The sequence below is a fragment of the Brucella thiophenivorans genome (assembly GCF_002252445.1).
Taxonomy (GTDB): domain Bacteria; phylum Pseudomonadota; class Alphaproteobacteria; order Rhizobiales; family Rhizobiaceae; genus Brucella; species Brucella thiophenivorans.
This window is the reverse complement of the sequence record NZ_NNRJ01000065.1, coordinates 24348-39553: the sequence shown is the minus strand read 5'-3', so window position 1 is coordinate 39553 and position 15206 is coordinate 24348. Positions and strand designations below refer to the sequence as shown.

The window sequence follows — 15206 nt, the reverse complement described above, 5'->3', positions numbered from 1 at the left end:
TCATGTTGCGTAATGATCCTGCAACAAAGATTGAAATCTGCGGATAAGAGGTTGTGAATCCAGTTTACTTCCGGTGGCCTCTAGGAGAATTTCATCGCGATTGTAACGTCTACCATGGCACCAGACATTCTTATTCAACCACTCAAAAAGCGGTCGATAATCAGCATTCTGAATGGCGAGTTCGATAGAACCGTCGCGACATGCTGCCTCATAAAGTTGTGCCGCTGCGATGTTTCCGATGGTATAAGTACAAAAAGATCCGAACGCGCCGGCCCCCCAATGCATATCCTGTAATACGCCGTCGCGATCATTTTCCGGCTCAAAACCAAACATTGTTTTCATTCCGGAGGCCCATGCATCGCGAATGTCGCGTACTTCAAGGGTCCGCTCCATAAGTCGTCGCTCAATATCTACTCGGAGCGCGATGTGTAAATCATAACTAAGTTCGTCCGCATTAGTCCGGATAAGTCCTGGACGCACTATATTAACGGCGTGCCAAAGTTGCTCTGGCGTAACATTCTCTAGCTGCTCAGGAAAGAATTCGCGCGCTTTGCTTAAATGTAGCTCCCAAAAAGGTAAGGACCGCCCAATCTGGTTTTCCCATAAACGTGATTGAGATTCATGCATTCCAAGGCTGGTTCCTCCGCTTGCCAGAAGCACTATCAGATTGGTATCAAAGATTCCGCGCACGAATTTGTTCGATATGTTCTGTTCGTAGAGGCCGTGCCCCGTTTCGTGGAGCAATGAGAAAATGCTGTCCTCGGGAGAGTATTCATCAAACCGAATTGTAAGTCGGACATCTTGGCGCGTGAATGAATATTCGCAAGGATGGGTCGCCGTATCGAGGCGGCCACGGCTGAAATCATATCCGACAGACTGAGCTAATTCGCGAGCAAGCGCGCGCTGGCCTTCCAAGGGGAAATAATGTTGCAAAAATGATTTATCTGGTGTGGGCATTTGCTGAACATGTACAAGTGCACGCGTGCTTTCAGTCACTAAATTGTTGAGCAGCTTCACCAGTTCTTCAGTCTTTTGACCTGGCTCGTGCAAATCCAGAATGGCATCATAAGGATGATCGGTGTAGCCAACACACTCAGCTAACTCGCGGTTCAGATCCACAGTTTCAATTAATATAGGTTCGAAGCTTTCATAATCATTTGTTGCACGTGCATGGGCCCAAACGTCTTGACCAAGAGAACCAAGTTCTGCCATTCGTGCTAATAATTTTTCCGGCATATTCACATGCCAAGCCAATGCAGTTACGACTTGCTTCAAGGCTGCATATTCGTCCGATAGACAATCCGTCACTTCTAATTGGGCGGCATCCACCAGTAATTTCGTCTCTTTGGAAAGCAAAAGATTACGGGCCTGAATTGTCAGCGTTGAAATCTGCCTTGCACGATTTTCCGATCCGCCGACGGGCATTTGAGTGCGTGCGTCCCAATCTAAGACTGAGCGCGCACACGCCAAATCATTAATCTGAGCAATATGCATGCTAAGCTTTTGAAAGGCACTGAAATGCAAGCCTGTTTTCCTTCCCTGCGTGTGAGTCGATCTCAAGAAATTTATTTATTATGGTGCAGTTTTAAACGAATTCTCTTTCGAAAAGACTCAAAGTATTTTTATAGTGTTGGCAATTATGATTCAGCGACAATCATACAATGCAATATTTTCGACACAACAGTTAACCACATTGCCACGTTGAATTAGCACAACCTCAACGACCTTGTGGATATAAAGTGGCTTATCTAACAAAATACGTTCTCGCTTAATGAATAGTCCTAGAGTTCTCTACAAGTAGGACTACAAAATTGGTCTCATGATATTTAGCTTGATAGAAAGGCGCTTAGAAATGCCGTAAGGTTTTCTCCAAGCGTATCCGAAAGATATCCCCCTTCCTGAACAATAACGGTCGGCAAATTTATGCTGCCGCAAGCCTCCCCAATCCGGGAGAATCCATCCTTGGTGACAGTCAAGCCACCAAAGGGATCTTCAGACGACGCATCAAGTCCCAATGCTATTACCAGTGCATCAGGTTGAAATGCATAAATGCGAGCGATAGCCATTTTTAGTGCATCCAGAAAAACATCGTCGCCCGATCCCAAACTCAGCGGAATATTCAGATTATAGCCAAGCCCCTCACCTTCTCCGCGTTCGCAGGCATGTCCCCAGAAAAACGGATAAAATGATGTTGGGTCAACATGGACTGATAATGTGAGAACGTCCTTACGATTATAAAATACGCCCTGCGTTCCATTCCCGTGATGCAAATCTACATCAAGTATAGCGACGCGTTCACATGTCTGACGCAACTGTTGGGCAGCAATTGCCGAATTGTTTAAGAAGCAGAAGCCTCCCGCCATGTCATTGAATGCGTGATGGCCCGGCGGGCGACAAAGCGCATAAGCACAGCCGCTGCCACTCTGGACGTGACGCGCAGCTTCAACCGCAGTTTGTGCGCTCCAATAAGCCGAATTCCAGGTGTCACCGGATATTGGGCATGACGTATCTGCCATGTGATAGCCAGCGCGCCCCAGCCACGAAAGAGGATAAGAAATGTCACGCCTAGAAGGATGAATATTGGGGATCACCTCGTCTGCCGCACCTGGAAATTTGCGCCATTCATCGTGAATATTCTGCAAAAAATGGATATATTCTGGCGTGTGGATCGCCGAAATCGGCCCCATTCCATAATCAGCAGGCTCTTTTGGCGTTAGACCTGCAGACTTTGCGCCCACTAATAATCGATCAATACGCTCTGGAACTTCGGGGTTTTGCTTACGGGTGCCTGCGGATAGAAAGTGGCGCGGATCATGGTAACGTTGAGCTTCAGAGAAGATAAAATTCATCGATCAAGCCTGATAATAGTGTCAATTACATGCGAGAAAGTGCGGGGCAAGGCATACCAAACCATTAAAAAATTGCTTTCTAATTTTCAGATTTTGGAATCAATGCACAATCACGACCGCGTATAGCCGCATTTAATACGCAGTCTTTTTTGAACGGCACACGATCAATTGTGTTGAGTGCCTCATAGGTTTTGCCGCCGGAATCGAGAAAATAGCGCGCAATCTGACCTTGATAATCGACATCTGTCACGCGGGCTGACAGTTGCAGAATATCGTCTTCAAGTGGCGTCGGAGCGTCGTTTTCTGTGAGATAAAGTCGTTCGGCACGGATCACGACCAATGCCTCGTCTCCCTCACAAAGCGCCCCACATCGCGCAACCTCAATTGGCAGTGTTCCAATTCCTTCAATATCAGCCATGAAGTGCGATCCACGTTTTTCGACTATTCGGGCAGGCACAAGATTTGAGTTGCCCAGAAAATTGGCCACAAACTCAGTTCTGGGTTGATTATATACTTCTTCAGGCTCGCCGACTTGTTCCACATAGCCTTTCCGCATCACCACAATTCGATCAGACATCGCCAGCGCTTCTGCCTGATCATGCGTCACGAATACTGTGGTGATGCCCAGCTCTGATTGGATTCGCTTAAGTTCAACGCGCATATTCTCGCGAAGATTAGCGTCAAGCGCAGAAAGCGGTTCATCGAGTAGCAATACATCCGGCTCAATCACAATCGCACGGGCTAGCGCGATGCGTTGCTGCTGGCCCCCGGATAATTGTGCCGGAAACCGTTCTGCAACATCCGGTAACTGCACAAGTTCTAGCGCGTCACGGACCTTCCGCACAATCTCAGCTTTAGCGATGTTGCGATATCTGAGTCCAAAAGCAACATTATCGAAAATTGTTCTATGCGGAAACAATGCATAGTTCTGAAAGACAATGCCAAGATTACGCCGATGGATAGGTGTGGTCGTGACATCCTTGCTCTTAATTTTGATGAGGCCAGAGCTTGGCGAAAGTAGTCCAGCGATCATACGCAATGTCGTTGTCTTGCCGCAGCCAGAGGGGCCAAGCAAGGTCACGAAACTTCCTTCTTCGATCTCCAGACTGATTTCGTGCACAGCAGTCACATCACCGAAATGCTTTACGAGTTTATTGAGTTCAACAGCAACTTGAGGTGTATTCAACGCGATACTCGCTTGATCTTGGTTCTACGGGAAAACATCAGCGGTGACGGAGCTTGCTGCCCCGCCCGTTGCATTCAGTCAGAGCGCATCCCGAAAAGTGTGAAACGGTTTTCGGACTAAGATGCGCGATAAAATATATCGTTAGATCGAAAAGCCCTCTAATAACCCGCCTCGACACGACTATAGGCTTTTGACCATTTGGCTTCATTTTCGTTCCAATAGTCCGGATTAAAGAAATTGAGCGACGTCAACTTTCCTTCGGGATCGAAGGCTGGCAGCGTCGGCACCACTTTTCCAAGATCAACTTTTTGCGGATCAAGCGCCGGTGGATAGCTTTGACCTTCTGCAACCGCAATTGCGACCTCCGGTTCCAGCATGAAGTTCAACAACTCCTCGCACGCCTCCATCGGACTTCCTTTCAAGACAAAGAGGCACTCCTGCCAGCCAAGCCCGCCCTCCGGATCAAGGTAGCCCAGATCATGGCCCTGATCCTGCAAAGCACGAATACGTCCGGACCAGCCCTCCGTTGCGTAAATTTCGTTTCCAGCCAAAAGGCTCATCAGCTCAGCGCCCGAACTCCAATACTTAAGGACGTTGTCTCGGCTGGTACGAACGCTATTCCACATGATATCTTCGTCTTGGATATCGTTTGGATCCTGCCCGGTTTGCAAAGCGGCGTACCAGATCCGGGTTTTCCATTCGCTCCAGCCACCGAGCTTACCTTTATAGGCCGTATCAATAAGAAGCTTTGCGCCTTTTTCTCTGGCCTCTTCATCGGAAATGTGTTTCCGGTTGTAAGCAATGCTGGTGGTACCATAATTGTAGGGGACGGCGGATAGTTTACCGCCTGTTATTGGGCGCAGCGCGTCCTGCAATCGAACAATGACATTTGCAAGATTTGGAATGTTCGCCTCGTTGATTTCCGAGGCCAGTCCTTGCTGTTTGTAGCGGGCATAATCGAAAACGCCGGAAAGATGTGCAATGTTAAACTCGCCCTGACGTCCGGCCTTCACCCGAGCCAGATATTCATCTGCACCGCCAAATGTTCCATCCACAACCTGAATTTCGGTCTTTTCAGTATAGGGCGCAAATGCATATTTCCGGAAGGCATCGGAAACTACCCCGCCCCAACCATCAAAGCGAACTTCATCGGGTTTGGCGGCGAATGCATAGCCGACAAAGGGTTTGCCCATTACGCCTAATGCTGCGGCAGATGCACCTATCAAACCTAAAAATGTACGACGCTTGATATCGCCATGGCGATACCGATCCAACAAGCGTTCGTACCGTTTCGTATCATCCATTGATATTCCCCTTTTTCGCTTTTTATTTAACAATTCTATTTCGATAAGAGCATCGTCGACAAAACGACTTACATCCATTCGTCTAACTCAGCAGAATTCAAACCCGCTAATTTCGCCGCATTGCCAGCCAACGTGCGAAAGCGAGGCCAATCACCGGAAGAGTGACAGTCACGATTATCATCACCGTTCCCAGCGCATTTATTTCTGGTGAAATCGAGTTGCGAAGCATTGCAAAAATCTGGGTGGGTACGGTCTCAATCCCCCCCGGCTTCCAAAACAAAGTGCCAGTCACATCATCGAATGAAATCGTGAAAGCAAATAAAAGCCCAGCAAAAACTGCAGGCATTAGCAATGGCAGAGTGATAACGAAAAAAGTTTGAATCGGTCCTGCGCCAAGGCTCATAGCCGCTTCTTCATACTCGCGCTTGATGCTTGCAAGCCGTGCCTGAACTACAAGGAGAACGAAAGGCAGCGTAAACACGACATGGCCCAAGAGAAGCAACGGAAAGCTCTTTGGCAGATCCAGCCACCTCAGAAACAGTAGTAAGGCAACCGCAAGAACCACTTCCGGCACTAAAATCGGAGCAATCAGCAGAGTTGTTATGCCCTCTTTACCCTTAAAGCGGTATCGAACGAGACTAAGCGCGGCAAGTACACCGAGAGTAGTCGATATAATTGCAGTCAATGATGCCAGCAGGAGCGAAACCCGAAAGGCACGCATGATCGCGTCATTTTCCCATAGACGGATAAACCAGCGCAGGCTTAACCCTTCAATCGGAAACGTGCCGAACTGGTTCGCGTTAAATGCCAGCAGCACAACAACGACGATCGGCAAGAACATGAAAAGATAAACAGCGATTGTATAGAGCCGAAGCCAGAATGATGTTGTCATTGCGGCCTCACTGAAAAGTTTTTGCAAGCTGGCCAATGCCAACCAAGCGATTATAAATGACAACGACAACGCTCAGAACAATGAGCAGGATGATGGAAAGTGCGGAGCCCAACGGCCAATCGAGCTGCGTGATGACAGCATCAAAAACCAGATTGGCAAACATGGCATCACGCGGACCGCCGAGGATAGCTGGTGTAATATAGGTTCCAGCACTCAACACAAAACAAAGCAACCCACCTGCGGCCAAACCTGGCAGAGATAGCGGCAAAGTTATTTCCCGAAACGCTTGAAAGCTCGTTGAGCCAAGTGAACGCGCTGCATCGACAAAATTACGATCAATGGCTTCAACACTTACATACACATTGAGTATCATGAATGGCAGCAGGTAATGCACTAGGCCGAGAATGACCGTCGCCTCATTATAGAGCAGGCGCACCGGCTCATTGATCAGTCCCACCCAGAGCAGCACAGAGTTAATTGCCCCGCCAGCACCAAGAATATTGATCCAGGACATAGTCCGGATAATGTAGCTGATCCAGAATGGAAGTATAAGCAACAACAGTAACAACGGCTTATAACGACTCTTCGACGTGGCAATGTAATATGCCGGTGCATACCCTAATATTGCACAAACGACCGTCGTCAGAAATGCGATACGCAGTGTCTTGAAGAGTATGTCTCTGTAGAATGGGTCCGTTAAGACCTCGCTCCAGTTGTCGAGATAAAAGCCAACCGCATCCGTCCCCGTACTTGTGCGTAGCCAGAATGAATAGACGATGATGAACCCGACAGGTATGACGAGCAACAATGCGACCGTTGTTAAGGCCGGCGTTAATAAGGCCCATGGACGCATCCAAGAAACGCGGTCCTGCATATTTCAGATTTCCCCCACATGTGGTTGTGGTTAATTCAACTTGCATTGTGATATGAAACCGGGTCATTTTCAAAATAGATAATGAAAATGTTTGCCATAGATTCAGAGAATGCCATGTTTTCCGCTGAACCCTCCTCATCCAACCGTATCAAAAAGCTTCCCTGGGAACTTGATTGGAATTTGCTGCGGACTTTTATTGTCATCGTGGAAGAGAGGGGTATCACAGCGGCAGCAAACCGCTTGAGACTTAAACAGCCTACTGTATCCAACGCTTTGAAAAGACTAGAAGACAGACTTCAAAAACGATTGATTGATCGTGCAATGGGCCGATTTGAAGTTACAGCTGCTGGCCTGCTTCTATATAAAGAAGCGGTTGGAATATTCGGGAGTGTTTCCCGACTTGATGTTCTCATCCGTGACATGAAAGAGGAGATAACCGGGCATGTCACCATTGCTCTAGCCAGCTATGTGGTCTCTCCAATTTTTGATGAAGTACTCGAAAATTTCCATCGCGAAAATCCTGAAGTGACATTCAGCATAGAAGTCATGACAAGCAGTGTCGTGACAACGAGCGTTTTCCAAAAGCAAGCGAGTATCGGGATTTGCCTCGTTCACAAGCAGCATGATAAACTCGAATATGTGAGACTTTTTCGTGAATATTTCGGCTTCTTTTGTGGACCGTCTCACCGCCTCTACGGACTTTCCGATCTGAAGCTAAAGGATCTGCGTGGAGAGGCTTCAGTATCATTTAAAACTGATATGCTGACAGACGCCTTGCGACCGGTAGCTATTTTGCGTGAAGAAGCTCAACTAAATTCACGGATTACTGGAATGTCGGCAAATGCTGAAGAGGTTCGACGGATGATCGTCGCAGGATTAGGGATAGGAGCGCTGCCTCTTCACGTTGCTCAACCCGATGTTGATGGAAACCTTCTCTGGCGGCTGCCACCATATGAAAGTCCCCCAGCAATTGACATTTATGTGGTTCATAATCCCGACACGACTCTTAATCGCGCAGAACAAAAATTTCTGTCCGCGTTGCATCAACGGATTAGTGAAGTTCCCCTCGGTCAGAGAGATTATAAATAACTGCCTTGCGTTACTTTTGCGTGAGGGTGCGCTAAGTGTTTAAAACACAAAAATTCAATTGTATTGAAATCCCAAATGCAGAGCGAAAAGACTGTGGTTCCGCGCCAACCACATCAATTCGATACAACCAGTCTGATGACTAGGTGAATCTTCCATACTAATAACGTCGTTAGGTCGCATTTGCTTCAAGAGCGCATTATCGACACACGCTAATGCATCACCGTCTAACCCGCACGCCCCCTCAGCGGTTCTCTCAATCATCTTCCGTGACTCCGGACTGGCACTCAACAATGAGACGGCACTATGTATTTAACTTATCCAATCTTTCAATTCTACTTCAGCTCGCTCCAGAGCGCTATAATTTAGGAGCTTGCGCAGAAGGGCAACGGTCACGGCACGCGAGCGCAGGTTGAAACTGCCTTCGCTTGGTTCACCTTTTTCTTGGTAGACGCCCAGCTTTTCATAAAGTTGCTGTAATCTGTTCTGAACACTTCTAAGCGACAGGTTGCGTCGGCGTGCAATTACGCGGTCCGTCAACCCAAGAGCAATATCAATCAGAATTTCATATTCGCTTTCGCTGAAACCGTTAGCATGGCCAAGGCTCTTTTGCTGCAAGCCGCGCACTTCGCGATCAATGACGCATTGCGCTTCGACAAAAATACTGCGCAATGCCAGCCGCAACTTATCATCGGAAGCCGATTTAAGTACATAGCCATAGGCTGCTCCTTCCGGCACGATGCGCGAAACACCACGCACATAGGCTTCATCGGCATAATTCGACCAGAACAAGATGCGCGTTTCAGGATTTTCCTTCCAGATGGTGCGCGCAGCTTCAATACCATTGCGCCCGCTCATTTGCAGATCCATCACAATATGCGCGGCGCGATGCATACGCGCCAGCTTCTCTCCCGCTGAACCATTTTCCGCTTCCAGGACATCGCTGCATTCTGGCAATGCAGCACGAATTGCTTCAACCAGATAGGTGCGATGCAACGGATCATCTTCCACGATCAAAACCTGCATCTTACCCTCCATTGCACTCACATATTTCGGGCGGCAGATGGACCGTCACGCTCGTGCCACTGCCTTCCGTATTTTTTCTGATAACAAAACTCGCGGATATGAGACGTGACCTTGTGCGCATATTATCAATGCCATGTCCGATGCGTTGCGCCTGACGATCCATACCAATACCGTCATCAATGACTTCGACCAGCAGACGCCCACCTTTGTCCCTGAGCCGGACCCGGATTTCTCCGGCAAGTGCATGACGGATTGCATTGTTGATAGCTTCCTGCACAATACGGAAAAGCGAGGTCGCGACCGTATCTTCAAGCCTATCGGTCATTCCGTCGCTCTGGTCCTCCAGAAACCATTCAATCGCAGCGCCGCTTTCGCGGATCGAACGGTCAAGATGGTTTTCCGTAGCCTGCGCGAAGCCGAAAAGCTGAAGCACGGAAGGTTTCGCCTCTTCGATGATCTGACGTAAATCTTGCATACAATGCTGCAAGCCACGAAAGAGGGGTTCAAGCTGTTCGCCCGAAAGATCTGGTACGCGCGTCAGCCGCTCCACATGACGCGCAAGACGTGTAAGATCAGCGAGCGTCTGATCATGCAAGTCCATACCAATGCGATGGCGTTCCGTCTCCAGCGCCTCGGTGAGTTTCAGTGCACCAAAGCGCAAACCTTCTTCACGCGCACGCGCTTCCGTCTCGACAATCGCCGAGCGCTTGGCTTGTTCTGCCGCACGGATTGCAAAGAAATAAGGTGCCAGAAGATCGGCAATTGATTGAGCTTTTTCCACGTCGCGCATCGAATAGCTGCTTGTTTGCAGGCTTGAACAACTCAGTGCGCCAATAATGTCGCCCTGTGCTTTCAGTGGCACATGCAACCGGCCTTTAAGATCATGCTCGATGATTGGCGTCGAAAACGCGCCGTCAAAATGAAACCGCGGGTCGGTCCGCGCATCATCGGTGAGCAGATATTCAGCTTCACCCGACAAAACCGTACGGATAGGACTTCCAGACAGAAGAGCCGGCGGGTTTCGGCTCCATGCTGTCTCAATTCCGCTTTCATAGGCGATGTGAAACTTGCCATCGACCATCTTGATACAAACATCGAGATGGTCATAAGGCAGAATGTGATTAATCTCGGCAGCAACAGCCTGAATGATGGAATCAAAATCAAGCTGGCCAGCCAGCAATCTGGTGATATTCAGATAATGGTCCAGCAGGCGCGCAGGCGCTAATTCCAGCAAGCGACTCTCCTCCTCAAGACAGATTGCTAAGTCTAATAATACGCCGCTTCTCCACCGGCGTGTCTTGCGGGATCCCGCAATTTTGCTGCGTTAAATCGCATGTCGATTGCTTTGATCAGCCTTCACAGCGCAGCGCATTTATTTCATTCTCGCTTGACCAGAAAATTGTCCGCAACACAACACAAAAATGTCTTGGGCGGGCTGGTGTCGTTGAGGAGCGACGGTACGGGAGGTTTCGTGCCACATTCAGATTCAGACAAACCGACGCGTTTTGCTGCGCTGCGGACAAATATTTTCAACTGGGAGGAATGGAAATGAAGCTTGGGAAAATTCTTTTGGCGTCTGCCGCGCTTGCTGCACTGATGGCAAGCGGAAGTGCATTTGCTGACACATCGTTGAAAAAGATTGCTTTCTCCAACAATTATGCCGGCAACTCATGGCGTCAGGCGATGTTGCAGAGTTGGTATAAGGTGACCAAGGAAGCCGTAAGCGCAGGCGCAGTTTCTGCAGCCGATGCTTTCACCACCGCTGAAAATCAGGCCACCGAGCAGGCAGCGCAAATCCAGAATATGATTTTACAGGGCTATGATGCGATTGTCGTTAACGCTGCTTCACCAACAGCATTGAATGGCGCAATCAAGGAAGCCTGTGATGCGGGTATTACCGTTGTTTCGTTCGATGGTATCGTGACCGAGCCTTGCGCGTGGCGCATTGCGGTTGACTTCAAAGCCATGGGCGAAGGTCAGGTTGAATATCTCGCAAAGCGTCTGCCAGAAGGCGGCAATCTACTCGAAATTCGCGGCCTTGCAGGTGTGTCGGTCGATGATCAAATCCATGCAGGCATCGAAGAAGGCGTCAAGAAACATCCAAACTTCAAGATCGTCGGTTCGGTCCATGGGGACTGGGCAGCTGACGTTGCACAGCGTGCAGTCGCAGGCATTCTGCCAAGCCTGCCGAAGATCGACGCCGTGGTAACCCAGGGTGGTGACGGTTATGGTGCTTCACAGGCATTTGCCGCTGCAAAGCGCGAAACTCCGATCATCATCATGGGCAACCGTGAAGACGAACTGCAGTGGTGGAAGCAGCAGAAAGACGCCAACGGTTACGAAACAATGTCGGTTTCGATCGCGCCGGGCGTTTCCACACTCGCTTTCTGGGTCGCTCAGCAGATTCTGGATGGTAAGGACGTGAAAAAGGATCTCGTCGTTCCATTCCTGAGTGTTAGCCAAGACACGCTCGACGAGGAACTTGGTAACACCCAGAAGGGTGGCGTTGCGAATGTCGAATATTCGCTTGAAGACGCGCAGAAGGTCATCGCGGAAGCGAAGTAACCTTTCTCCTAGGGGGTGGACATTTCCTGTGTCCGCCCCTCCCTTATCTCCAATACAGTTCGGATGTATGTCTCATTCAATCGACAACGGCGAGGTCGTCGCCGCACGCAATATTTGCGTGCAGTTTGGTGCTGTTAAGGCACTGGATGGCGCTGAACTCGTGATCCATCAAGGTGAATGTGTCGGACTTGTCGGCCACAATGGCGCAGGCAAATCCACCATCGTCAACGTCATCAATGGTGGTCTCAGCCCGCATGAAGGCAGCCTCTCCTATCATGGCGAAGAGGGCCATGGCGTGGTGACGGCGCGTAAGCACGGCATCCGCTGCGTGTTTCAGGAGCTGTCGCTTTTCGCCAATCTGACAATTGCCGAAAATGTGCGCATTATGCAGCGCGACCTTACGGGCGCGAACTGGCGCGGTAAGGCTGTTGATCTCATTGCAAAAAAGCTCAGCGAGATTTTTCCCGGTCACAAGATTGATTGCTCTGCAACAGTCGATGAACTAGCTATCGCCGAACGGCAGATGGTGGAAATCGCCATCAATTTTACCGCCCCCAGCACCGCACCGAAGCTTGTTATTCTTGACGAACCCACGTCATCGCTTGATGCAGGCATTGCTGCACAGCTGATGGCCTATGTCCGTCGCTTTGTCGGCACAGGTGGTTCGGTGATCCTCATTTCGCATATGCTTGGCGAAATCCTCTCAACATCAGACCGTATTGTCGTGATGAAAGACGGCAAGGTTGTCGCCAATCGCGCCGCAAGTGAATTTACCAATCGTAGCCTTGTCACAGCTATGGGCAGCGTCGAACGTGAAAAAGCGACGCGCAGCGTGGCAAAAGCCGACACGACGGGCCCAGCTGTTCTCTCTACAAAAAAGCGCCCCCTTGACAGCAAGCCGTTTCAAGCTTTCAAGGGCGAAGTTATCGGCCTAGCTGGGCTTGCCGGTCATGGTCAGACGAAAATGCTGCTTGATCTTTATTATGCACGTCGGCCGAACTGGTTGCTTGCGCGCAATTGCGAAATCGCCTTCGTGGCCGGTGATCGCAGCCTTAATGGCACGTTTCCGCTCTGGAGCATCCTGCACAATCTCACAATTGGTTCGCTTGATCGCCTCTCATCGCTGAAGCTTGTCGATCAATCGCGCGAGAATCAGATTGGCGGGCAGTGGAAAGACAAGATCCAGATCCGCACACCGGATATGGGCAATCGCATCCTTTCGCTTTCCGGCGGCAATCAGCAGAAAGTTCTTTTTGCCCGTGCGCTTGCCACCACTGCCAACGCCATTTTGATGGACGATCCCATGCGCGGCGTGGATGTAGGCACCAAGCAAGAAGTCTATGAAATCCTGCGCCATGAAGCTGAAAATGGCCGAACCTTTGTCTGGTATTCCACCGAAATGGACGAGATCGAACTATGTGATCGTGTCTATGTCTTCCGTGAGGGTGCAATCGTGACAGAATTGGTCGGCGACGAAATCACGGAAAAGAACGTGCTTGCTGCATCCTTTGAGGGAGGACACGAATAATGCGTCTCTCCGCTTCATCTCTACGCCTGCTTACGCCGGTTTTCTCGCTCGTGTTACTGCTGGGCGCTGTTTTCTACATGCAGCCGCGTGCCATGAGCTATACCGGCCTCAATCTTCTGTTTAATCTAGCCGTGCCGATTGCCCTCGCAACCATTGCGCAGATGCTCATCATGGCGGTCAACGATCTCGACCTTTCGATGGGAACCTTTGTAAGCTTCGTGGTCTGTGTGGCCGCGACCTATCTCAATACCGATCCAATCATCGGCGTTCTGATCTTGGGTGCTGCAATCGCGACTTATGCTGCACTGGGTGCTATTATTCACCTGCGCAATTTGCCATCTATTGTGGTCACACTCGGTATGAGTTTTGTCTGGGGTGGATTGGCCGTGTTGTTGCTACCATCGCCCGGTGGTCAGGCACCTGACTGGGCGCGTTGGATCATGACAACGAAGCCCCCATTTGTGCCGATGGCTATTGTCGCAAGCATTCTCATTGCCGTCGTGACCCATTTCATCGTCATGCGTACAACATTTGGTGTGCTGATGCGTGGCGCAGGCGGCAATGGCCGTTCCATCGAACGTGCAGGCTGGTCTGTCACCACAATCCGTGCCGGAACCTATGCGCTTGCAGCTTTCTTTGCAGTGCTTGCAGGTATCGCGCTTGTCGGTCTCACCACCTCGGCAGATGCAAATATTGCGCTGCGCTATACGCTGCTCTCCATTGCCGGTGTCATTCTTGGTGGTGGTGAATTTGTTGGCGGGCGCATTTCGCCTATTGGTGCTGTCATAGGCGCGCTGACGCTTACACTTGCAGGTTCATTCCTCTCCTTTATGCGTATCTCACCTGATTGGCAGATCGGTGCGCAGGGCGGAATCCTCATTCTGGTGCTGGCACTCCGCCTCTTCCTCAACCGTCTCGACCGCAAGGGGAAAAAGCAATGAGCGCTGTCTCCGTTCTCACAAGCCGGCCATGGATCTGGTCGTTTATCGCCACTATTGCGGTCTGGATCATCACCGTAGCATTTACCGGTGGCGCGGGTGCCGCAGGGCTTTCTCATGCGGCCTTCACCTTCGCATCGTTCTCGGTGATTGTCGGCCTCGGGCAGATGTTCGTCATCACGCTCGGACCCGGTAATATTGATCTCTCGGTTCCGGCTACCATGACGCTTGCTGCAACATTGGCTTTAAAACTGATGGACACGCAGGACGGGATGGTGCTGGTAGGCCTCGCTGTTGCACTCCTGATCGGCCTTGGTATCGGCATTTGCAATTATGCACTGATCAAGCTGCTGCGTATCCCGCCAATTATCGCGACCCTTTCGATGAGCTTCCTGATCCAATCTACGGCTATCTGGAGCAATCGTGGTCTGCGCGTAAAGCCACCAGAAGTTCTGGCACAGTTCACCACCTCGTCTGTCTTTGGCGTTCCCAATGTGGCAATCGTCGCGCTGCTCCTCTCGGTCTTAGGCTGGGTGCTTCTCAAGAAGAGCATTTATGGTCGCTGGATTTCAGCAATCGGACAGAACCCGTTTGCCGCGCGCATGGCAGGCATTCCGGTTGATGGAACACGCTTCGTCACCTATCTGCTCTGTGCGGTTCTGGCTTCGCTCTGTGGCTTCCTGCTTGCCTGCTTCTCGGGCGGCGCAGCGCTCAACATGGGTACAGAATATCTTCTGATGTCTATTGCAGTCGTCATAATTGGCGGGACGGCGGTTGCAGGCGGCGATTCCAATATCCCCGGCATCTGGGGTGCGGCACTCTTCATGTTCCTCATCGTATCGATGCTTAACACCTATGGTTTTGGCGCCGGTGTTCGTCTGGTCTTGACAGGGCTAACCATCATTGCGGTGATTTTCTTGGCGAGCAGCCGCAGGCCACAGCGTTAAAAAGGCATTCC

General features: G+C 50.2%; 13 protein-coding genes. 5 read left to right on the top strand and 8 right to left on the bottom strand.

The window, feature by feature from the left end:
* The 6 genes from CEV31_RS19540 to CEV31_RS19515 form a co-directional block, all read right to left on the bottom strand.
* The gene (locus CEV31_RS19540; protein WP_143850994.1) at positions 1 to 1524 is read right to left on the bottom strand and encodes a carboxypeptidase M32; all 1524 of its coding nucleotides are present in this window, start codon (positions 1522 to 1524) and stop codon (positions 1 to 3) included.
* Between the two features lie 302 nt (positions 1525 to 1826).
* Positions 1827 to 2849 carry a histone deacetylase family protein gene (locus CEV31_RS19535; protein ID WP_094509718.1) on the bottom strand — a complete coding sequence of 341 codons (1023 nt, stop codon included), beginning with the start codon at positions 2847 to 2849 and terminating at the stop codon, positions 1827 to 1829.
* Positions 2850 to 2928: 79 nt separating this feature from the next.
* On the bottom strand, positions 2929 to 4035 hold the full coding sequence (locus tag CEV31_RS19530) for an ABC transporter ATP-binding protein (RefSeq protein WP_094509716.1): 1107 nt from the start codon (positions 4033 to 4035) through the stop codon (positions 2929 to 2931).
* A 158-nt stretch (positions 4036 to 4193) separates the two neighbouring features.
* Positions 4194 to 5417 (bottom strand): extracellular solute-binding protein, encoded by a 1224-nt coding sequence (locus CEV31_RS19525; RefSeq protein WP_235818195.1) that lies wholly within the window; start codon positions 5415 to 5417, stop codon positions 4194 to 4196.
* Positions 5418 to 5445: 28 nt separating this feature from the next.
* Positions 5446 to 6231: an ABC transporter permease gene (locus CEV31_RS19520; protein ID WP_094509712.1), complete on the bottom strand. Its 786-nt coding sequence runs from the start codon at positions 6229 to 6231 to the stop codon at positions 5446 to 5448.
* 7 nt (positions 6232 to 6238) lie between these two features.
* Positions 6239 to 7105: an ABC transporter permease gene (locus tag CEV31_RS19515; protein WP_094509710.1), complete on the bottom strand. Its 867-nt coding sequence runs from the start codon at positions 7103 to 7105 to the stop codon at positions 6239 to 6241.
* An 87-nt stretch (positions 7106 to 7192) separates the two neighbouring features.
* On the opposite strand from CEV31_RS19515, the gene CEV31_RS19510 reads away from it, so the two are divergent.
* Complete coding sequence (locus tag CEV31_RS19510; RefSeq protein ID WP_235818194.1) at positions 7193 to 8194, top strand: LysR family transcriptional regulator; 1002 nt, start codon at positions 7193 to 7195, stop codon at positions 8192 to 8194.
* Between the two features lie 309 nt (positions 8195 to 8503).
* Here the strand turns inward: CEV31_RS19510 and CEV31_RS19505 are convergent, their stop codons facing one another.
* The gene (locus CEV31_RS19505; RefSeq protein WP_094509708.1) at positions 8504 to 9217 is read right to left on the bottom strand and encodes a response regulator transcription factor; all 714 of its coding nucleotides are present in this window, start codon (positions 9215 to 9217) and stop codon (positions 8504 to 8506) included.
* Between the two features lies 1 nt (position 9218).
* Positions 9219 to 10451, bottom strand: a complete 1233-nt coding sequence (locus tag CEV31_RS19500; RefSeq protein WP_094509706.1) for a GAF domain-containing sensor histidine kinase — start codon at positions 10449 to 10451, stop codon at positions 9219 to 9221.
* A 314-nt stretch (positions 10452 to 10765) separates the two neighbouring features.
* Here CEV31_RS19500 and CEV31_RS19490 point away from each other — a divergent pair, with 314 nt between their 5' ends.
* From CEV31_RS19490 to CEV31_RS19475, 4 genes are all read left to right on the top strand, one after another.
* On the top strand, positions 10766 to 11782 hold the full coding sequence (locus CEV31_RS19490; RefSeq protein WP_094509744.1) for an ABC transporter substrate-binding protein: 1017 nt from the start codon (positions 10766 to 10768) through the stop codon (positions 11780 to 11782).
* Positions 11783 to 11849: 67 nt separating this feature from the next.
* A complete protein-coding gene (locus CEV31_RS19485) occupies positions 11850 to 13310 on the top strand; it encodes an ATP-binding cassette domain-containing protein (RefSeq protein WP_094509702.1) in 1461 nt (486 codons plus the stop codon).
* Complete coding sequence (locus CEV31_RS19480; protein WP_094509700.1) at positions 13310 to 14251, top strand: ABC transporter permease; 942 nt, start codon at positions 13310 to 13312, stop codon at positions 14249 to 14251. The genes CEV31_RS19485 and CEV31_RS19480 overlap by 1 nt, the downstream gene beginning before the upstream one ends.
* Positions 14248 to 15195, top strand: a complete 948-nt coding sequence (locus CEV31_RS19475) for an ABC transporter permease (RefSeq protein ID WP_094509698.1) — start codon at positions 14248 to 14250, stop codon at positions 15193 to 15195. The genes CEV31_RS19480 and CEV31_RS19475 overlap by 4 nt, the downstream gene beginning before the upstream one ends.
* Positions 15196 to 15206 lie beyond the last annotated feature (11 nt).

Bases quoted from the DNA above. Each gene is read 5' to 3' on its own strand.
- CEV31_RS19535 (WP_094509718.1), bottom strand. From the start codon at position 2,849: ATGAATTTTATCTTCTCTGAAGCTCAACGTTACCATGATCCGCGCCAC.
- CEV31_RS19525 (WP_235818195.1), bottom strand. From the start codon at position 5,417: ATGGATGTAAGTCGTTTTGTCGACGATGCTCTTATCGAAATAGAATTG.
- CEV31_RS19520 (WP_094509712.1), bottom strand. From the start codon at position 6,231: ATGACAACATCATTCTGGCTTCGGCTCTATACAATCGCTGTTTATCTT.
- CEV31_RS19515 (WP_094509710.1), bottom strand. From the start codon at position 7,105: ATGCAGGACCGCGTTTCTTGGATGCGTCCATGGGCCTTATTAACGCCG.
- CEV31_RS19510 (WP_235818194.1), top strand. From the start codon at position 7,193: ATGTTTGCCATAGATTCAGAGAATGCCATGTTTTCCGCTGAACCCTCC.
- CEV31_RS19505 (WP_094509708.1), bottom strand. From the start codon at position 9,217: ATGCAGGTTTTGATCGTGGAAGATGATCCGTTGCATCGCACCTATCTG.
- CEV31_RS19490 (WP_094509744.1), top strand. From the start codon at position 10,766: ATGAAGCTTGGGAAAATTCTTTTGGCGTCTGCCGCGCTTGCTGCACTG.
- CEV31_RS19485 (WP_094509702.1), top strand. From the start codon at position 11,850: ATGTCTCATTCAATCGACAACGGCGAGGTCGTCGCCGCACGCAATATT.
- CEV31_RS19480 (WP_094509700.1), top strand. From the start codon at position 13,310: ATGCGTCTCTCCGCTTCATCTCTACGCCTGCTTACGCCGGTTTTCTCG.
- CEV31_RS19475 (WP_094509698.1), top strand. From the start codon at position 14,248: ATGAGCGCTGTCTCCGTTCTCACAAGCCGGCCATGGATCTGGTCGTTT.